This window comes from Rhodothermales bacterium, from assembly GCA_013002345.1.
Classification (GTDB): Bacteria; Bacteroidota; Rhodothermia; order Rhodothermales; family JABDKH01; genus JABDKH01.
This window is the reverse complement of record JABDKH010000054.1, coordinates 1-20,588: the sequence shown is the minus strand read 5'-3', so window position 1 is coordinate 20,588 and position 20,588 is coordinate 1. Positions and strand designations below refer to the sequence as shown.

The window sequence follows — 20,588 nt, the reverse complement described above, 5'->3', positions numbered from 1 at the left end:
GACAATGGCAATGGCCACCCCACACCGGAGACGCGTGCCGTTGAATACGAGATCGATGCCGTGAACATGACCGCAACGCTGATGTGGGAGTACCGCCACACACCGCGCAGATACACATCGTGGATGGGAAATGCACAGCGACTGCCGAATGGAAATACCCTTGTCAACTATGCAGATGCGTCGCTTCCGAAGGTCACAGAAGTTCGACCGGACGGATTGCGGTCGCTTGAGATGGATTTCGTCAGCCCAGCAAACAGCTACCGGGTTTTCAAATTCGATTGGATGGGTAGGGCACGCCAGCCCTATCTGATCGCCGAGAGCTACCCGGATCGGGTGACGCTGATCTTCAACAAGTTCGGCGATTCAGATGTCGACCACTTCAACGTCTACGGAGGGACGTCGACGGGCTCGACAACGTTCATGGTTTCTTCCGACGTTCCGTTCGCGCACCTGACAGAACTCGAGAATCGTCGTCAGCATTATTTCCGCGTGACCGCGGTCGACGGTGCCGGCGTAGAGAGTGAGTACTCGAACGAGGAGGCGGTCTTCGTAAACTTCACGACCCCGGGCACCAACATGGTTCGAAACGGCGATTTTGCCGACGGCCTCGCCGAGTGGGACTTTGAGGTCAACGGTGACGCGCAGGCTTCAGTCACAACGTTACCCGGGTCGCTATTGACGTTTGCCATAGGGCGCAGCGGGTCTGAATGGTGGAATATTCAGCTGCGTCAACCGGGTATGCCGCTCATCAACGGTCGGGAGTACGTGTTTGAATTTGACGCCTACGCCGATAGTCCGCGGGTCTTTGAGGCGAAGGTCACAAGGGACGGGGATCCGTGGGATAACTATGGCATGATTTCACCGATTGTGCTTGCGACGCAGCTTCAGCACTATCGCTATTCGTTCACGATGGATCAGCCCAGCGATTTTGCCGCGAGAGTCGTGATCAATGTCGGGAAATATGATGCTGATGTGCACCTGGGAAACGTTACGCTGCGGGAGGCGGTCGCCACAGGTGGGTTGGCCGGAGTCGATGCTTCCGGCGGTCTGACGTTGCATCCGCCGTACCCAAATCCGACGCGGCATCAAGCGCGTTTTGAATACGAACTCGGTGAGCCCGGCCATGTGACGATTGATGTCTACGATATCCTCGGACGCCGGGTCGCCCGGATCGTCGAGGAGTGGCAGCCCGCAGGAGGCCACACACAGGTCTTCGACGCTGCGGGTCTGCCAGCGGGCATCTACTACTACCGTCTCGGCACTCTCGGATCTACGGGTTCCGAGGTGTCCGTCGTCGGGTCCGTCGTTTTCGTGTTGTAGCTCACGTATGGCAATTTCCAGAATCCAGAATCAAGAAACAGCAATGAAACCCCTTCTCTTGTCGGCCGCATTCATTCTCATGGCCTCGTCCGCGTTTGCACAGGATCAGTCCGCGTATGAGTTTCTGTCCCCGATGCCGTCGTCGATCGAGAATTCAAGGCAGAGCACGATCATTATTCGCGAGGGCTCACAGATCAATCCTGGGACGCTTGATGTCTCCGCCATCCGTGTGACAGGTTCGCTCAGCGGTCACGTTTCGGTCGCGACAACGCTGTCCAGCGATGGGAAGACCATCATCGCCAAGCCCGATCACGTCTTTGCACCCGGTGAAATCGTGGACGTCGTCGTGCAAGGTGATGTTCGGACACTGGCAGGAAAGGCCTTGCCACCGGCAGACTTCTCCTTCCGGATTTCGTCGCTGGAGCGAATGCCCGATCCGTACGATCTGATGCCCGTTTTGCGACCACCTGTGAAGACGGATGCAGGCACGATTGACGGTCAGTCGTTCACTTCACGAGTCGACGACTTCCCGGTGATGGACATTCAGATCTACGATTCCACGGCAATCGGCGAAGGATATTTGTTCCTGGCCGTCGCAAGCAATGTGGAGGGCGTCGGTTACTACCTGATGATGCTGAACAACGATGGTACGCCGTTCTTTTCGCGCGCTCTAGCGGACGACTACGCGTACGACTTCAAGATGCAGCCGAACGGGATGCTGAGTTATGCTCACTTCTTCGAGCACCACTCATACACCGGTGGCGGCAACGTAGTGCACAAAATTCTGAACAGCAGTTTGGCGCTTGTCGACAGCGTACAGATGGGAAACGGCTACGTGGCTGAGGCCCATGACTTCCAGATGCTCCCGAACGGTCACTATCTCCTGTTCGGCTACTATCTGACACCGGTGGACATGAGTCAGATCGTGGCAGGCGGCCAGCCGGATGCGCTTGTGTCGGGGGGCGTCGTGCAGGAGTTGGACGCCCAGAAGAACGTCATCTTCCAGTGGCGCTCGTGGGACCATTACGATTTCGAAGACTGGTCATACAACTCGCGTTTTGCGACACGTTCGATCGTCAGCACGTTTCATCTGAACACGATCAATCTGGATGACGACGGACACATCCTCCTGGCGACTCCGCAGTGGACCAGGAAGATCAATCGTCAGACCGGAGACGTCATCTGGACGCTCGGCGGCCCTCACAACGAGTTTTCGTTCGCAGATGTAGACAGTACCGAAGGGGTTGGCATGGTCGGGGGTCATGCGATCCATCGCCTCCCGAACGGTAACATGCTGATGTACGACAACGGCAACCGGCAGGGGACGAGAACGTCGCAAGCGCACGAATTCGCGATCGATGAGTCGGGGCGTGTTGTGGATTTTGTGTGGTCATACGTCCCCGACAGTCTGGTCGCGGGATGGCACCGTGGGAATGCGCAACGGCTGCCTAATGGAAACACGGTCATCGGCTGGGGGGGAAGCAGCGGACTGCCCAGTCCCGCCGTCACCGAAGTGAACGCCGCGGGTGAAAAAGTGTACGAACTGTCGTTCGTTCCGCCGGACGTCGAGAGCTACCGCGCATTCAGGTTTCCATTCACCGGGGGCGCTCCTTCGGCAAGCGTCGTGATCATCGAGGTAGTGCCCGGGAACACGTACGATTTTGTCGACACCGGGGGTGACACCGGTGTGAGCGTGACCCTTAACACGATCGACAGCTTCGGTTACAACGAACTGGCCGTCACCCGTTTTGATTTCGCGCCAAAGGCTCCCGAGTTCTTTGGCAAGGCCCCACGCGTACAACCTGCCCGTATGGTGTTGGACAACTTTGCCATCGATGCGATCGATGCCGATATCCGGTTTGATGTCGCCGCGTGGGATATTGCGGACCCTGAGAATACGATTGTGTATCACCGCGAGTTTGAGGGGCAGGGGCTGTTTCTTCCGCTCCCGACAACGTATAACCCGGTAAAGGGTCAGGTGGTAGGCAGTACGACACAGTTTGGTGAGTACATTCTTGCGACCGCGGATTTCAGTTCCGTGGTGTTCACTCCGAGGCCATACTTTCCTGCAGATGGCGACAGCGTCAATCAGGACTTGCCGGTGACACTGCAGTGGTCGTCGATCGGCTATGTCACGTCATTTGACATGCAGGTAGCGACCGACGAGAGTTTTACATCGACCGTCGTCGATGTCACGTCTATGCGCGAGGCATTATTTGAGATGGCGTCGGTAGCCGCGGCTGTGGAGTACTACTGGCGAGTAAGATCCACGAATGATGCGGGGACAAGCGAATGGTCGGCGGCTCAGCGTTTTGCGACCGTCGAACCATTCATCGAGCTGATCGCGCCGAATGGAGCGGCAGAGTTGCAGCGCGGCCTCGATCACTACATTCGATGGACCGACAACATCGAAGAGGACGTGATCATCGATCTGCTCCGCAACGCCGTCATGGTGGCCCCTGTCGTGACGACCGCCAGCGATGGCGCCTACCTGTGGGAGGTGGATGCGCAGCTGGAGATGGGCTCCGGATACGCCTTGCGCATAGCCAGTTCCGCTGACGCCGAGCTATTCGCCCAGAGCGAGCAGGGATTCGTGATTATCGATACAACGGCCACGGCCATTGAGGCTCCGGCCGGCCCTGTACGCGACTTCTCGCTTCATCAGAATTATCCGAACCCGTTCGCTCCGGAAACCGTGATGGGCTTTGCAGTGCCCGAGCCGAGCGGGGTCGTAATCCGTGTGTTCGATGTTCTGGGCCGCCAGGTAGCAACAGTCGTCGATGGCCAGTTTGCAGTCGGCGTTCATTCGGCGTTGTGGAATGGAACGTCGAGCACAGGTGAACGATTGGCGAGCGGGGTGTATCTGTATCGGATGGATGCTGGCGAGTTCACCGAGACCAGGCAACTTGTAATGCTTCGATAAGCCGGAGGCCAACGATTGTGTATTTTTTGCTGTGTGATGATTCCGATGTTATCCGGCCGGGCAGCACCGATCGTTGATTGCCAAAGACAGACAAAGAAAAAATGAACAAGCGACTTCTTCTCGTTGCGGGCGCTGTCATTGTGATCGCGCTCCTTGGTCTCTTTGTGAGGTTCGAGTCAGACGAAGTTGCTGACCTCATGGTGTCCCCGAGGCTCGGTCCGTTCAGAGTGGCTGTAACGACCACCGGCGAACTCCGGGCAAAGAACTCCGTGAAGATCTACGGGCCGAGCAGTACGCGCCAGCTTCGCATCTTCGAGATGAAGATCCTCCGGCTTGTCCCGGAAGGCACGGTGATCAAGAAGGGGCAGTTCGTGGCCGAGTTGGACCGCTCGGAGGTGACGAGCCGGATCAACGACGCCAATCTTGAACTGCAGAAGGCTCAGTCGCAGTACGAGCAGGCCATGCTTGATACATCGCTGACGCTGAGTCGAGAGCGCGACAATCTGGTGAATCTCGAATATGCCAAAGAGGAGGCCCGGCTACGACAGGAGCAAGCCGTGTACGAGGCTCCTTCGTTGAAACGTCAGGCAGAAATAGATTTTGAGAAAGCCCAACGAGCCCTCGAACAGGCTGTGGAGAACTATCAGACCCAGGTCAAGCAGGGAATCGCCAAGATGCGCGAGGTTGGAGCAGAGTTATCAAAAAACAGAAATCAGTTTCAACTATTGACCGATGCTGCACAACAGTTTACGATCATGGCGCCCGAGAACGGGATGGTCGTGTACAAGCGTGACTGGCGTGGGCAGAAGCTCACCACCGGGGGAACCGTCAATGCGTGGGACCCCGTTGTGGCGGAACTCCCGGATCTGTCCGTCATGGAGTCGGTGACCTACGTTAACGAGGTGGACATACAAAAGCTCGCTTCCGGTCAGAAGGTAGAGATTGGCCTCGATGCCGATCCTGACAAGAAGCTGACCGGGACGGTAGTCAACGTGGCGAATATCGGTGAACAGAGACCGAATTCGGATGCGAAAGTGTTCGAGGTGGCGATAACGGTGAACGAGTCCGATACGACGCTGCGGCCGGCCATGACTACGAGCAACACGATCGTAGTTGCGGAACTGCCGGAGGCGATCTTCATACCGCTCGAAGCGATTCACACATCCGACTCCCTGAACTTTGTCTATGCCAGGCGCGGCGGTCGAACCGTTCGTCAGGAGGTAAGACTTGGACAGATGAACGAGAACGAAGCTGTCGTCCAGGCGGGCGTATCCAACGAAGACCGGATCTTCCTTTCACTTCCGGCCGATACGTCGGGCCTCTCGTTTGTCCTGCTGGAAACAGGCGGTGCTCTTGCCGCTGCCAGTCCGGAGTAGCAGGAGACTGCTATGCTTGAGAAGGCGATTTACAATTTCCTGATCGCGACCGAGTCCATTCGCGGCAACAAGATCCGGTCCATTTTGACGATGCTCGGCATCATCTTCGGCGTTGCGTCGGTGATAGCCATGCTGGCCATCGGCAAGGGCGCAGAGCAGGAGGTGCTGAATCAGATCAAGCTTCTGGGTGCAAACAACGTCATCGTGAAGCCGGTCATTCGTCAGGAGGAAGGTGCCGTAGACGAGAGTGACGCGTTGACAGCGGAGAAGGTACCGTGGTCGCCGGGGCTGACGTTGAAAGACGCGATCAGCATCGAGAACCTCGTGCCGGGCGTTACGGGTGTCAGTCCGGAGGTGGTGATCGAAACCCAGGCGATACGGTCCGGGCTTCGCCGGTCCGTGAAACTCGTCGGTGTGGACGCGCAGCACTTCGACCACCCGGACATCCGACTGTCGGAAGGCAGATTCTTCACCGATGAGCAGCTGCTGCAGGCGGCTCCGGTCGCGGTCATCGGTCAGAAGGTCAAGACACGCTTCTTTACGCGCGAGGCGCCTCTGGGCAACAAGATCAAATGTGGAAACCTCTGGCTGACTGTAGTTGGAGTTCTCGATGAACGCTCGCTGTCGTCGCAGAGCATCGAGAATCTCGGGATCCGCGATTACAACTATGACATCTATGCGCCACTGAAGACGGTCTTGCTGCGTTATGAGGACCGGGCACGCGTCTCGACTCAGGAAGTGCAGCAGTCAAACCGCGGTGGTAACCAGGGGTCGAATAGCCAGGACCGTGAGGAGAATTACCATCAGCTGGATCAGCTTGTGGTCAGTGTCGATCGCTCGGACATGATGCAGCCGGTGGCCGACGTCGTAAGTCGAATGCTGAAGCGCCGGCACTATGGTGTGGTCGATTATGAGGTGATCGTGCCGGAGCAGCTCCTGAAGCAGGAGCGGAGGACGCAGAATATCTTCAACATTGTCCTCGCTGCGATAGCGTCCATCTCATTGATCGTAGGGGGCATAGGAATCATGAATATCATGCTGGCGTCCGTACTGGAGCGAACGCGGGAGATCGGTGTGCGGAGATCCATAGGCGCCACTCGCAATGACATCGTTCTCCAGTTTCTGATTGAGGCGATCACGATCAGTTTCGCAGGTGGTGTCATCGGCATCCTCCTGGGAGTAATGATCAGCCGGGGCATCGAGATGAGCACGGGCATTCAGACTATTGTCTCGGTTCTATCGGTCGTTCTTGCCTTTCTGGTGTCCTTCAGTGTCGGCCTGGTATTCGGCCTTCTTCCGGCCAAGCGTGCGGCCGAGCACGATCCGGTGGTCGCGCTGCGCTACGAGTAATCAACCAATCCCATGATATCTCGAACAGTCATCTTTGTAGTCCTGACCGGGTTGGCAGTGACAGGGTTCGTGCCGTCCGTTCGTGGCCAGACGGTGAAGCCGCTTACGCTCCAGGCGAGCATCGACCTTGCGCAAGGACAGAGCCCCGCCGCCGTGAGTGCACGCCTTACGTTTGCGCAGTCCTACTGGTCTTATCGGGGCTCCCGATCGCAGGTATTGCCAACGGTGTTCCTTTCGGCTGACGGTCCGGGTTTGCGGCGTTCGATCGAGGAGCTGGATCAGGACGATGGGACCGTGGAATACGTGGAGCGCAACTCGACATCCGGTCAGGCCCGTTTGTCCATCGCACAACCAATCCTGTGGACCGGTGGGCAGTTATTTGTGTCGTCGCGTCTGAGCCGGCTCAACAATCGCTTCGCGAATACAGACTTCACGCAGTGGCAGTCCGCTCCGCTCGTACTCGCTCTCTCCCAGCCCATCTTCCAGTTCAATCAGCTGAAGTGGGATCGCCGCACCGAGCCGCTGCGATATGAAGTGGCGCGGCGCGAACTTCGCGCTGATCTGGAAGACATCGCCATCGACATCACCAGGCGCTTCTTTGCCGTGTATATCTCGCAGATGAATCTCGAGATAGCCACGTTCAATGTGGCAATCAACGATACGATCTACACTCTTTCACAGGGTCGATTTGAGATCGGCAAGATTGCGGAGAATGACCTGCTTCAGAGCGAACTCGCGTTGCTCAACGCGCAGAACGAACAATCGTCTGCGTCGATCGCGTATGATGCGGCCGTGCAGGATCTGAAACTGGCGCTGGATCTGCCGTACGATGCGGCGCTCGAAATTCGGCCGCCCGCACGAATCCCTGATATGAGTGTCGACCCGAATGAAGCCGTAAAGCAGTCGAGACGCAATCGGCCGGCTTATCTAGACCTCGACCTCGATGCCGTGGAAGCGCGCCGCGAGGTGGCCCGGGCCAGGCGTAACAACGGGTTCTCGGCGAATCTGACCGCGAGTTACGGGCTCAATCAGAGCTCCGACATATTCGATCGGGTCTATCGTGATCCTCTCAGTCAGCAGCAGCTCACGCTGAGCTTGCAGGTACCGATTCTCCAGTGGGGCCAGGGGAAGGCGCAGGTCGAGGCGGCGCTGGCGCGTCGGCAGCAGGTCGAGCAGGACGCCGACGTGCGCAGGAAGGAGCTGGATCAGGAAGTCTACTTCGAGGCGCTTCAGCAAATGCAGTTGCAGCAGCAGGTGCGAATTGCGGCGAAAGCGGATACGGTGGCGACGAGGCGGTTCGACGTCGCCAAGAATCGATATCTGATCGGGAAGATCGACATCACCGAGTTGTTCAACGCGCAGCGCGAGAAGGACAACGCGCGGCGATCCTATGTCGAGTCACTGAGGCAGTTCTGGACGTCCTACTTCAATCTGCGGCGACTGACATTGTACGATTTCCTGACGGGTATGACGATTGAGGTTGTGGAGTGATGTTACGCGGGAAACGAATTCCGTACCTACCGTCATCAAGCGCACTTCCCGGCGCTCCTTCTCTTGCCCCAACCGGGATCGAGTTTGCCCAGATGTGACGGTCCAACTCAGTCTCCTGCAATCCGATTTCCCCCGGTATCATCGGTACTATATTTCAAGGAATCTAATCCAAGCCAACGCTCTGACATGAATGACGCTCCTCGAATTGCCACCCTCATCGCATCGATTCTTGTTCTCCTTATCGCTGGTTCATCGTCCGCCCAGCCGTGGTCGTCCCACCGGCCCGATGGACACGCCCCAATTGGCGTCATGGGTGATCATACTCATGGAGCGGGAGAGATGATGCTGTCATACCGGTACATGTATATGCCGATGGCTGGCGTCCTCGACGGAACGGACTCGATCGCGCCGGCATCAGTCGTCGCCGCTGACGGCTTCGGATTCATGGTGACGCCCACGCGAATGCCCATGCAGATGCACATGCTTGGCGCAATGTGGGCGCCCACCAACGAATTGACCTTGATGGGAATGGTGCCGTTCCTGCAGATGGAAATGGATCATCTGACCAGGACCGGAACCGAGTTCTCGACGGAGTCGGCAGGGATTGGAGATGTACGAATCGTCGGCCTTTACACCCTGGCCAGGCCGGATCGCCAGCGGCTGATAGTACAGTTTGGCGCCAGCATGCCGACCGGGTCGATCGACGAGAAAGACGTGACACCGGCCAGCGCCTCCAATGAAGTCCGCCTTCCATATCCAATGCAGGTCGGCAGTGGAACCTTCGATCTTCTGCCAGGGGTGACGTATCTCGGACAGACGAACGAGTGGAGTTGGGGTGCACAGGCGACGGCGACCGTGCGACTGGGAAAGAACGACAACGAGTACCGTTTCGGGAACGAAGGTCAGGTCACGGCCTGGGGTGCGAGACGGTTGTCCAATGCGTTCGGCGTTTCCGGTCGGATTCTTGGCAGTGTCAGGAGCGACGTGGTAGACGCAGATCCCGATCTAAACCCGATGATGGTGCCCACCGCTGCAGCCGAACTGCAGTCTGGCCGCCGTATCGACAGCGGTCTCGGAATCAATGCCGTGGTGCCGAGCGGACAACTCCACGGCCTTCGTGTTGCCCTCGAACTACTGGTTCCGCTTTATCAGGATGTGGACGGGCCTCAGCTGGGACTGGATCCACATGTGATTGTCGGAGTCCAGTATGCGTTCGATCTGTAGCGGAGCTGGACGGCACGAGACAGCTGCTAGCAAGGAGGTGAGCCGGGCGACCAGGAGTTGTCCGGATGGGTCACAGTCGTCGCCGGGAGCAGATGACGGTGACATCCCCGATTAAGGCGCGTATGACACGCTCGGAGGAGATTGCCCTGTGGACCGGCTCGGCTCTCTCAGGCCAACTCCCGGACCCGGAATTGAGACATCGTCCCCTCAGGCAGCGTTTTGAGCATCCTGGTAGAGCCATTCGGCTGCCTTTTCCTCAGAGGAGAGGATCCTCATGAAGACGTCCCCGGCTTCGGCCAGGCTGTCTGCAAAGCGTTGGAGTGAGGCGTCCGGGGCCTCGACCACCGCAGATACGCGGGCCCCGGCAGGCAACTCGCTCGCGATGTAGCGGGCATCGGGATAGACATCCACATCGGCAAGGTCGAGACGGGAATGCTTGAAATCGATCAGAAACCGGCGTATGTCTTTGTGGCGTCCCTGGCAGACGCATTCGTACAACACCCATTGCAGGTAAATCAGATCGACACGACCGTCGACGCGGGCTATGACGACAGGTGGCGACCCTGCAACACTGAAGGAATGTGGCATGGTGGTGGGTTCTGAGGATGGACGCGGGATCCAATCATGGAGTGGCAGCTGGAACGGGAAGCACAGCGCTTCCGCGCGGGTCCGAGTCGGCAGCGGCCATTCTGGTGGTCACACGAAGAAGATATCGGTCATTCGCTGAGTGCATCCATAGGGTGAACACCTGAATACAGAGGGCAGAAGTACTGATTCTGCCTTATTCGTGGCGGTCAGGGTACTTCGGGGTGCTGAACGCTCGCGGGACGTGAGGCGCTCTATCAGGTTGGCGGCCACCGCCGCGATAGGTCGTGGCGTATTCGTGTCCGCAATCGCCCCTAGTTGTCGGCGGAAACGAGGCCACTTCGGATTGCGAAGCGCACAAGACCGGCCACATCATGAATGTCGAGCATCTGCATCACGTTGGCCCGATGCGTCTCGACGGTCTTTACGCTTACGTTGAGGATGTCTGCGATTTCCTTGTTGCGCTTACCCTCTGCAATGAGCTGCAGGGTCTCGCGCTGTCTCAACGTCATCTGGCCGAGAGGTCCAACCGCATTGCCCACATCTTCCGAGGCATGCTCGAGGAAGGTCTTCGCAATATGCGGACCGAGGTACACCCCACCATTCGTAACGGCCTGTATGGCCGCTCTGTACTCGTCGGGCCTCGCATCCTTGAGTACATAGCCCGATGCTCCCGCCTGTCTCAGTGCTCGCACTACATACTGGAAGTCAGTATGGACCGACAGCATGATGACATGCACTTCGGGCAGATCGCGACCGATCATCTCCGCGGCTTCCAGCCCATTCAGCTCCGGCATCGTGATGTCCATGAAGACCACATCCGGTTTGAGACTCGCGGTTAGCTCGACGGCCTGTCTGCCGTTCTCAGCTTCGCCAACGACATCGATATCCGGAAGTCCTTCTAGCAGTTTCAGTACTCCCGCCCGAACTACCGGATGATCATCGACGAGAAGTACTCTGAACGATCCCATTGAGAATGCAGTTTGTTACGGCTACGGTTCCACGATGCTGGACAGAAGTGGTAGTTCGACTTCAACTGTCGTGCCCTTTCCGACGACTGAATTGATGTGTAACACGCCCCCCACCAGTCTGGCACGTTCGCTCATGCTGAGAAGACCGAGGCTGTTGCCGGACGACGCACGGGCCATGGCCGCTTCGACATCGAATCCGACGCCATCGTCGATAATCGCAAACACTACCCTGTCGGGTCGTCGTTCGATCTCCAGTTGCACGATACCGGGCGAAGCGTGCCGTGCAACGTTCGCAAGGGCCTCTTGTGCCACACGGAAACACGTAACCTCTACTTCATTCGGTAGTCGAGGCATCGACAGGTCAGCCGCAAGAGTGATCTGGTATGCGGCCTCTGCCGACTGCCTCCCGATAAGCCACTTCAGAGCTGGTACGAGTCCGAAGTCGTCCAACAACGAGGGCCTGAGTTCGAGTGACAGACTGCGTATTTGTTCGAGCGTTTCACCGACGATTTCAATGTGCTCGTCGAGGGCTGCGGCCACCTTATCCTGGACAGCAATTTCTCTTGCCTCCTGGAGGCTGATCTTCGCTGCTGTGAGCATCTGGCCAATATGATCATGTAGCTCGTGAGCGAGATTGCGCCGCTCAAGTTCCTGCGCCTCAACGAGCTTTCGGGACAGGCTCGTAAGCCTCCTGTTCGATCTTCGGAGGTCTTCCTGTAGTCGCATCTTTTCTATCGCCACGGCCAACGGGCTCGCAATCTCTCTCGCCAGCTCTACATGATCTTCGGCGAAACCGTTATTCGTCGCAAATGCTACTACAAGGGCTCCTAGCCTCTGCTCATTGACCGCGAGCGGCACCATGAAAAACGAATCGACGCCGACCTCCCGAACGAGTTCAATCTGCGCCTGCGAGAATTGAAGCGGGCTGTCCTCGATATCGTTGACCAGGACAAGTTCGCCGTTCAGTAGTGGGCGAAGCACGGATACATGATCGTCAACGTCAAGGAATTCGGGTCCATCGGAGGTACGACTGCGTACACCGACGCGCCTCATCCGCTGTCCGTCAGACTCATATTCAAAGCACGCGACGTAGCTGCAGCCCGGAAGCTCGAAGAGGTGCGCTGTCGCGACAGTTACAATCGCGTCGATGGAGTCGGAGGCGACAATGGCGGTATCGACATCGCGCAGAGTCTTTAGCCTGGCCGCGTACGCCTTGAGCGCATCCTGTGACTTCTTTCGCTCTGTAATGTCCTGAACTATGGTGAGGACGCACTCCCTTCCGTCGACTTCGATCAACTCGCCAGAAATCAGCCCGCCACGCCTTTCACCCGATCTTACCTGCCACTCGACCTCCATTTCATGAACTCGACCCGTTTTCCGAAGGGTGTCAACAAACAGAGATCGCTGCAGCGGGTCTACCCACATGTTCAGTTCATCCGTCCTCCGACCGACCACCTCGGCTCTCGAGTACCCGCTCACTCTCTCGAAACCCTCATTGATGTCAATGAACGTTCCCGTTTCAAGCGACGTGATGGCGACGAGGTGAGGAGTGCTGTGGAAGGCCTTGGAGAATTTCTCCTCACTCCGCCGCAACGCATCCTCTACATGCTTACGCTCCGTGATGTCCTGGAGGAGCGAGATGATACACTGCTTTCCCTCAACCTCGATCGGCTCGGCAGAAATTAAACCCGTTCGTACATCGCCGGACGAGGTACGGAGTTCGACCTCCATGTTCTGGACGCGTCCGGATTCTCGCAGGGCTTCAGCAAATGTCGATCGAATGTTGGGATCAACCCACAGGTTGAGATCAACTGTGCTCCGGCCAAGTGCCTCGGACCTGGAGTAACCGCTGACGCGCTCGAAGCCCTCGTTTATGTCAATGAGCACGCCCTGGTCCAGTGACGTGATAGCAAGAAGGTGAGGGCTGCTACGGAAAGCTGTAGCGAATCTCGCCTCACTTTGCTCACGCGCCTGGACCGCCTTCCGGAGGTCCGTAAGGTCCTTCATGATCATAAGAATGCACGATTCACCATCGACAAGCAACGTCGATGCAGTGAGTCGGCCGAATCGCACCTCACCCGACTTCATCCGAATACGGGCGTCGAGGTGTGCCACACCGGACCCCTTCTGAAGCTGCTGCAGCAGTCGATCACGCCCGCGTGGCTCAGCCCAGATACGAAGGCTGGTCACCGTCTCGCCGATAACTTCGTCTCGGGTGAAACCGGTAGCCCGGAGGAAGGCCTCATTCACGACGAGCAGACGTCCGTCTGCCAGAGTCGACATCGTCATCGGATCGGGATTCGCGTAGAATGCTGCCGAGAATCTGTTTTCGCTCGATCGGAGGGCATCCTCCGCGAGCTTCTGATCCGTTACATCCCGATACGTGCCCCAGACCCGAATTATGCCGCCGTCAACGACCTCGGCGACGCCGTTGTTCAGAAAGTGACGGACCGAGCCATCGGGCAAGATCTGAGAGCTCGCACCGTCTGTGATTTCATATCCACCTTCCACGAAAGCACGAAACAGACCGTCGACATCCCTGGATCGGACTCCAAATAGCTCCTGCAGAGACCGGCCGATGACCTCGTCCACCGACGTCGAGCCGTAGGACTGCGCTGCGATGGTGTTGCATTCGACGAGGATCCCGTGGTGAAGGGCTGCAATCTGTTCTTCGGCTGGCAGTGACGTCGAGATGGGCGGATCATACTCGTAACAGAAAATCGCATCCCGGCTTTGTTCTACGAACGATCGATATCGCAACGTCGAGCGGTCCAACTCCGCCGTGATCCGGTGTCTGTCTGTGATGTCCCGGGCAAAGGCGCATACGAGAGGTTCGCCATCGCAGTCGATCATACTCCCTCGGAGCTCGACCGGGAAAATACTGCCGTCCTTGCGCCTGTGGGCGGCCTCGGCCGCAATCAGGCCGTCGCGTCTGATGATCTGACGGATGGATGACCACCCTTCGTCGGTGTGGCCATGATGAATATCCGCGACAGACATTCCCAGCAATTCGTCATGCGAATAGCCCAGACTCTGGCACGCGGCGTGATTGACGTACACGAACTGCCCGTCTGTGCGAGCCCAGAACACAGCCTCGGCGGCATGGTCGAGAGCGGCCCTGTAGAGGCCCGGATCAACTTCTCCGCTGGTCCCGGGGGACGCTTCAGCGACATGGTTTCGTGTTCGCGACATCAAGGTCTATTGGTGAGATGTGATCCGCGACTCCCGGTCCGAGCAGTGCACCACTTCACCGCACAACATAGCAAAAAAAGTCTGGCCGATCGTTGCGTTTAAACACGTGCGCAGTCGAGGACTGGGTAGGCAAACCATCAGATATTAAATTGTACACCCGCCAGGCCAGAATGCGCCTGGGCGGCGGAACGGTTGGCCGCGTCGTTTGGATATGGATGTGGTCGCGGCGAAGAACTTCTGTTATTAAGAGGGTTGAGAAGAGATGCTTACAAGAACAATGGTTGCCATCTCGATCATGGTACTGCTCGGCTCAGCCTGCAAATCGGGAGAGCAGATCGTCCGAACCGATACCCGGTCCGCACCGCCCGAAGCCCGCGCTCTGTGGGTCGCGCGCATGGCGTATAAAACACCGGAAGATGTCCGGGCGATTATGCAGAACGCGGCCGAATTCAACTTCAATATTGTCCTGTTTCAGATCCGTGGGAATGCCACCGCGTTCTATTCGTCGGACCTCGAACCGTGGGCGTGGGAACTGACCGGAGACGATCCGTCGACCCTCGGCACCGACCCGGGCTGGGATCCGCTTCAGATCGCCTGCGACGAGGCACATGCCCGGGGACTCGAACTGCATGCGTGGGTGAACGTCTTTCCGGCGTGGCGAGAAACGGTGGCTCCACCGGACAGCGTCGACCAGCTATGGAACACAAATCGCGAATGGTTCATGCAGAACGCGGCCGGCGACGTGATGTGGCCGCAGGACTGGTGGACCTACTGGTACGCTTTCCTGGACCCCGGCGTACCGGAAGTGAAGCAACACCTGCACGACGTGTTCCTCGAGATTGTCGAGGACTATCCCGTCGACGGGTTGCACTACGACTACGTGAGGTATCCGAGCGAGGTGGGGGACTGGGCCTACAATCCGACGAGTGTGGAACGCTTCGCGGAACACTACAAGGACTATGACGACGCGAGTCCGCAGAAGTACCCTGTCCAATGGAGCGAATGGAAGCGAAGCCAGATCACGGATATCGTGGAGTCCGTCTATCTCGATGCAAAGAAATCCAGACCCGATATTTTCGTGAGTGCGGCCGTGATTCACGACTGGCCACGTGGTCATAACGACTACAGCCAGGACGCCCAACGATGGCTGGCACGTGGACTCCTCGACGGCACTACTCCGATGCTCTACAGTTACAAGCCGGACAAGTTTGCTTTCGTCGCCCGGGAGCACTTGCAACATGCGTACGGTCGATCGGTGTGGCCCGGACTGAACCCGTCGCGGACTACTGATGAGGAGTTGCTGGAACTCATTCAGGTCAGCCGTGAACTTGGTGCCGGGGGTGTAGCACTTTTTAGTTATCGGGGTCTGTTTCCCGACCACGAACCGGGTGACAAGGCTCGACTGCTCCGTAAGGGCCCGTTCTCGGAGAGTGTGGCTGTGCGAACTCAGGCTCAGTGACAGGCGGTTCGATCACGTGGCCGGAACGCGATGACTATGCAGCACGTGGGATGGAAGGGTCCGCGTGTGAAGGGTAACGCTTTCGGAGAACCCACAGAATTCTCTGACTTCGCCGCTTCAACGACTCAGCCTTTCGGGAGTCGCCGAGTCGAGAGATCTCCATACGGAGCTCTACGTATTCTCGCTGAAGCCTGGCGTGTGACATATCCCGTGCAGGTAAGTGTTCGTTGATGGCCGGTCGGCTGTCCTGCATACAAGGACGGACAGAGCAGTGGGTAGTCAGGGATTGCAGGAAAGAAACAGAGTCGGTCTCATTATGGAATCGGCCGTGGTTCCGCCGACTGTACACCACCGGATGCGTGCAGAAAGTAGAAACCGGGGTTATGCGAGAGAGGAACAGCACCGAAGCGCCGGTGGGCATATTTTGCGACATCGTTTGATTATGACATCGGCGCAATGAAATACACGACCCCGGGGGCCCGACGCGCTTTCGCCGCCGCGATCGCCATGGCGCTAATCGGGTGTGCACCGCCCGAAGCCGCGAATCGGCTCAACGACCAGAAGGACATTCTCTCGCCGACGGCGGAGAGCCGGATAGGTGCGTTTCAGCGATCGATGCTTTCCGAATTCGACATTGATCTCGCGATCGATGTCCCATTGGCCTCTCCGGCGGACCCCGCGCGTTACGCGCACGATCTCATGGAGCGCCGCCGAGTCGGAGCGGCCACGGCTGCAGCGCGGGGGGTGCTTCTGCTCGTTGATGTTGACGCCAGGATTGTTCGAATGGAAGTGGGTCCCGACCTCGAGCACGTGTTTCCTGATGCGTTCGTGAGTCGGATCGAACGTGACCAGATGGCTCCATTCTTTCGTGAGGGACGGGTCGGTGACGGGGTAGAGGCGACCGTTGAACTGCTGGCGGCCCGCGTGTCGGAGGCAATCGCGCAAGGCGACTATTCCGCCGAAGGCGACCGGCAGCACAGCGATTTTTCCGCCGGTGCAGGAGCAACGGAGCATGCTCCGATCGGAGGAGATGGCAGTAGAGCGACGGCGCCGGACATCGGTCAGACGTACGGTGCACAGGCGTCGCCTGCGGCCGTGCTGACGACGTATCTCGAGATCCTTGGTCGGCGTGACGCAGCGTCCGACCTTGAACTGTACACTCCGGAAACGCGGGCGCTCCTGGCATCGCGGCTGGTAACCCGAGCGCAGCAGAACAACGAGTCGCGCCGTCTAGAGTCCGTCATCAAGAGCGCGAGATTCGTCCGATCCGACTCCCACGCGGTGGCTCTGTTCGACGAATCGCGAGACGTGCCGCCCTACTTTTTTCGCCGCGGGCCGGGTGGCTGGAGACTTGACCTGGCCACGTCTGCAAACAGCATCCGGTTTGATCTGCAGAGCCGCTGGTTCTTTATCGAAAGCTCGGGAGCCTATTCTTTCGCGTTTGAATAGAGTTGCACGAAGCGGGGTCGGTCACCATGGCCTACGAGCATGTTGATATTGTTGAAGGACAGCTGGTGGATCTCCATCGCAGGTCTGTGTACGGGGCACGGATTCGAATCTCAGATGGCGCGATTGCATCGCTAGAGCGTATTGAATCGGCGCCGGCTCGATTCATCTTGTCGGGGTTTGTGGACGCCCACGTTCACATCGAGAGTTCGATGCTGACGCCGGTGCAATTCGCGCGCCTCGCCGTGGTGCACGGTACGGTTGCAACCGTTTCGGATCCGCATGAGATCGGTAATGTGCTTGGCGTTGAAGGCGTCGAGTTCATGATCGACGACGGCAACCGGACGCCCTTCAAGTTCTATTTTGGTGCTCCGTCCTGTGTGCCGGCTACCCCGTTCGAGACTGCGGGTGCGATGATCGACTGCAGCGATGTTGAGCGTTTGCTCAGCCGTGAGGACGTGGTGTACCTCGCGGAAATGATGAACTGGCCCGGTGTGCTGAACGATGATGCGGTCGTGGCCGAAAAAATCCGCATTGCGCACCGACTGAAGAAGCCGGTCGACGGCCACGCGCCCGGATTGCGCGGCGCACAGGCTGCCCTCTACGTCGCCGCAGGAATCACAACGGATCACGAGAGTTTCGAGCTGGGTGAAGCACGCGACAAGATCCGGGCCGGGATGAAGATCATCATTCGCGAGGGCAGCGCGGCTCGGAATTTCGAAGATTTGCATCCGCTCATCGCAGAGTCGCCTGAGAGCGTCATGTTTTGCTCAGACGACAAGCACCCGGACGAACTCGTCGTCGGCCACATCAACCGGCTTGTTGGGCGCGCTCTTGCGCTGGGCTACGATATGTATGATGTGCTTCGAGCGGCATGTCTGAACCCGGTCGAGCACTATGGACTCGATGTAGGTATGCTTCGCGATGGTGATCCGGCCGATTTCATCATCGTCGATTCGCTCGAGTCATTCGACGTTCAACAGACCGTTATCGGCGGCCGGGTCGTTGCCGACGCAGGTCGCTCGTGCATTCCTGACCTGAGAAGCGGCAGGCCCAACCGGTTCTCCCGTGAGCGCGTCGAGGCCACAGATTTTGAACTGGCTGCCGAAAGCGATACGATGCGCGTCATCGAAGCGCTGGACGGCCAACTGGTGACAAAAGCGGTCAATCTGCCTGTGACAAGAGCGGCTGGTCTCGCAGTTGCCGATCCGTCAACCGATGTGCTGAAGCTTGCGGTCGTGAACAGATACAAGAACACCGAACCCGTCATCGCCTTCATCCGAAACTTCGGACTCAGGAGGGGTGCTATCGCTTCGTCGGTTGCCCACGATTCCCACAACATCATCGCTGTCGGCGTTGACGACGAGTCGTTGGCCGCGGCCGTCAATCTGATCATCACTCACAAGGGAGGTGTGTCGGCGGTCGATGGCCCGGCGGAACGGGTGCTTCCTTTACCGGTCGCGGGTCTCATGTCGGACGGCGACGGATACGAGATCGCTGCGGCTTACACGGCGATCGATGCCATGGCGAAAGACATGGGATCCACATTGCGCTCGCCATTCATGACGCTATCATTCATGGCGTTGCTCGTGATCCCCGAACTGAAGCTGAGCGACCTGGGTCTCTTCCACGGGCAGAAGTTTGAGTTTGTGGATGTTTTCGTGTGAAACAGTTCTGCCCGAGTGGCAGCCGGCTGCTACGATCTCTGACTGACCGTCTCACGCCTGAGAGGGTCCATCTCCCTGTCGCGAGCGGTGCGCATGTAGCTGCTACTGACGCAAAAGCCCGATCCGAGGGTTCGGACCGGGCTTCTACACCTTGTAGTCGTCAGGGCTCACGGATCGACGTCCATGCCCGGTCCGCCGCCACCGACTGGAGGGGAGTCCACGCCATCTTCTTCGAACAGGGATCTCCAGACCTTCAGCAATGGTGCCACAAGTGACGCCCGGTTTATTCGTTCACGGCGTAGGTCCAGCGCGGACATCTTGTCGGATGGTGCCGGATTCACGCATTTGCCGTCTTCGTCCAGGCTTTCGCAGCAGTCGATACTGATGTCATGAAACGAGCCCGGATCATTCTGCCGAGCGGCTCGCACGCGCAGGAATTCCGAATCCCCGGCGCGAAGCAGTGATATACCCCTGTTGGTAAAGCCCTTAACGTTCTTTCGTGCATCATCCTGAATCTTGACCCGGGCGGCGGTCCCGGTCGCAACGAGGTTTAGAAACGCTCCTGCACTCACAAAAAAGGTATCCTGTTCGCCTACAAGCACTTCGCGTTCGATATCCTGCACCTGATAACGGCAGGAGTCTTCAATCTTTGTGATCTCAATAACGACTGCATTCTTGCGTCCCTGGGCCGAGGAGTCCACCGTGGCGCAAAGAGCGAATGTAACCGAGAGCACGAGTGCCCCCGTCCTGGTATAGCCGCGCATCAGCAATCCTCCGTTTGTATTAGTCGAGCCTGACAACATTGGCCGCAAGTAACCACTTCTGATGGGGTTACGCAAGGTCGCCCGCTGGATCAGGCGTTGTTGGCGGGCGGAATAGTTTCCGGATGTTTGGAGCATGTCGCCATTGACCGACGATTCTCGTTATTCCCCACCCAGATACTCACGCACTCGGGGATCCTCGCGAAGGTCTTCCAGAAACGGATTGTGCCGCAAGCGAATACGGTTGATGTCCCGCTTGAGTGCGGCTGTGATCCACTCTATCGCCAGGTCTCGTTCGCCCATACGGTCGTAGGTCTCGCCGATTCCGTAGACCTGATTGACGTCGGAGCTGTCCGGAGAAAGGCGGATCAAGGCTCGATTCATGAAAAGGGCAGCGCTGTCCGGGCGGTTCAGGGCCGCGTAGTAATACGCCAGGTCTGCTTGCAGGCCGGGGTCATTGGGCTGAATTGTGAGCTGCTCCCGTGCAAGTTGGATGGCACGACGATACAGCGGAGCGGACTTGTCGCGCGCACCTGGTATCCAGTAGAACGTGTCGGCAAGGTTCGCCGTGGCGTCGCGGTCCCTGGGTGTTAGTGACACCCTCTCCTCATACAAGCGCGCTGCTTCCTCGAACCGTTCCATATAGAAGTATGCTGTGCCAAGGTTCGACTTTGTCCGTGCGTGATTTGGATTGGACTGAAGCACTTTTTCGAACTGCTCGACTGCATCGGCTGGTCGCTCGAGCGCCCAGTATGCGGCACCGACATTGGCTAGAAGATCGGCGTTACCCGGTGCGGCTTCGAGACCTCTCTGCCACGCACTG

General features: G+C 58.0%; 14 protein-coding genes. 9 read left to right on the top strand and 5 right to left on the bottom strand.

Annotation, left to right across the window (positions count from 1 at the left end):
* The 6 genes from HKN37_02505 to HKN37_02480 all read left to right on the top strand — a co-directional run.
* Positions 1-1,320: T9SS type A sorting domain-containing protein (locus HKN37_02505; GenBank protein NNE45513.1), on the top strand; the 1,320-nt coding region annotated here is incomplete at its 5' end.
* Positions 1,321-1,363: 43 nt separating this feature from the next.
* Positions 1,364-4,243, top strand: a complete 2,880-nt coding sequence (locus HKN37_02500) for a T9SS type A sorting domain-containing protein (GenBank protein ID NNE45512.1) — start codon at positions 1,364-1,366, stop codon at positions 4,241-4,243.
* Between the two features lie 101 nt (positions 4,244-4,344).
* Positions 4,345-5,619 carry an HlyD family efflux transporter periplasmic adaptor subunit gene (locus HKN37_02495; GenBank protein NNE45511.1) on the top strand — a complete coding sequence of 425 codons (1,275 nt, stop codon included), beginning with the start codon at positions 4,345-4,347 and terminating at the stop codon, positions 5,617-5,619.
* Between the two features lie 12 nt (positions 5,620-5,631).
* Positions 5,632-6,969, top strand: coding sequence for an FtsX-like permease family protein (locus HKN37_02490; GenBank protein NNE45510.1), 1,338 nt, complete (start codon positions 5,632-5,634; stop codon positions 6,967-6,969).
* A gap of 12 nt (positions 6,970-6,981) precedes the next feature.
* A complete protein-coding gene (locus HKN37_02485; GenBank protein ID NNE45509.1) occupies positions 6,982-8,460 on the top strand; it encodes a TolC family protein in 1,479 nt (492 codons plus the stop codon).
* A gap of 186 nt (positions 8,461-8,646) precedes the next feature.
* The gene (locus HKN37_02480; GenBank protein ID NNE45508.1) at positions 8,647-9,684 is read left to right on the top strand and encodes a transporter; all 1,038 of its coding nucleotides are present in this window, start codon (positions 8,647-8,649) and stop codon (positions 9,682-9,684) included.
* 207 nt (positions 9,685-9,891) lie between these two features.
* On the opposite strand, the gene HKN37_02475 is transcribed toward HKN37_02480, so the two are convergent.
* The 3 genes from HKN37_02475 to HKN37_02465 all read right to left on the bottom strand — a co-directional run bounded on the left by HKN37_02475 (position 9,892) and on the right by HKN37_02465 (position 14,432).
* Positions 9,892-10,272: a hypothetical protein gene (locus HKN37_02475; GenBank protein ID NNE45507.1), complete on the bottom strand. Its 381-nt coding sequence runs from the start codon at positions 10,270-10,272 to the stop codon at positions 9,892-9,894.
* A 311-nt stretch (positions 10,273-10,583) separates the two neighbouring features.
* Positions 10,584-11,240 (bottom strand): response regulator transcription factor, encoded by a 657-nt coding sequence (locus tag HKN37_02470; GenBank protein NNE45506.1) that lies wholly within the window; start codon positions 11,238-11,240, stop codon positions 10,584-10,586.
* A gap of 21 nt (positions 11,241-11,261) precedes the next feature.
* Positions 11,262-14,432: a PAS domain S-box protein gene (locus tag HKN37_02465; GenBank protein NNE45505.1), complete on the bottom strand. Its 3,171-nt coding sequence runs from the start codon at positions 14,430-14,432 to the stop codon at positions 11,262-11,264.
* Positions 14,433-14,694: 262 nt separating this feature from the next.
* On the opposite strand from HKN37_02465, the gene HKN37_02460 reads away from it, so the two are divergent.
* The 3 genes from HKN37_02460 (at position 14,695) to ade (ending at position 19,004) form a co-directional block, all read left to right on the top strand.
* Complete coding sequence (locus HKN37_02460; protein ID NNE45504.1) at positions 14,695-15,891, top strand: family 10 glycosylhydrolase; 1,197 nt, start codon at positions 14,695-14,697, stop codon at positions 15,889-15,891.
* A 456-nt stretch (positions 15,892-16,347) separates the two neighbouring features.
* Complete coding sequence (locus HKN37_02455) at positions 16,348-17,340, top strand: TPM domain-containing protein (protein ID NNE45503.1); 993 nt, start codon at positions 16,348-16,350, stop codon at positions 17,338-17,340.
* Between the two features lie 26 nt (positions 17,341-17,366).
* The gene (gene ade / locus HKN37_02450; GenBank protein ID NNE45502.1) at positions 17,367-19,004 is read left to right on the top strand and encodes an adenine deaminase; all 1,638 of its coding nucleotides are present in this window, start codon (positions 17,367-17,369) and stop codon (positions 19,002-19,004) included.
* 167 nt (positions 19,005-19,171) lie between these two features.
* On the opposite strand, the gene HKN37_02445 is transcribed toward ade, so the two are convergent.
* Together HKN37_02445 and HKN37_02440 are read right to left on the bottom strand one after the other, a co-directional pair.
* Positions 19,172-19,768: a hypothetical protein gene (locus HKN37_02445; GenBank protein ID NNE45501.1), complete on the bottom strand. Its 597-nt coding sequence runs from the start codon at positions 19,766-19,768 to the stop codon at positions 19,172-19,174.
* Between the two features lie 159 nt (positions 19,769-19,927).
* A partial coding sequence (locus HKN37_02440) for a tetratricopeptide repeat protein (GenBank protein ID NNE45500.1) occupies positions 19,928-20,588 on the bottom strand: 661 nt, incomplete at its 5' end.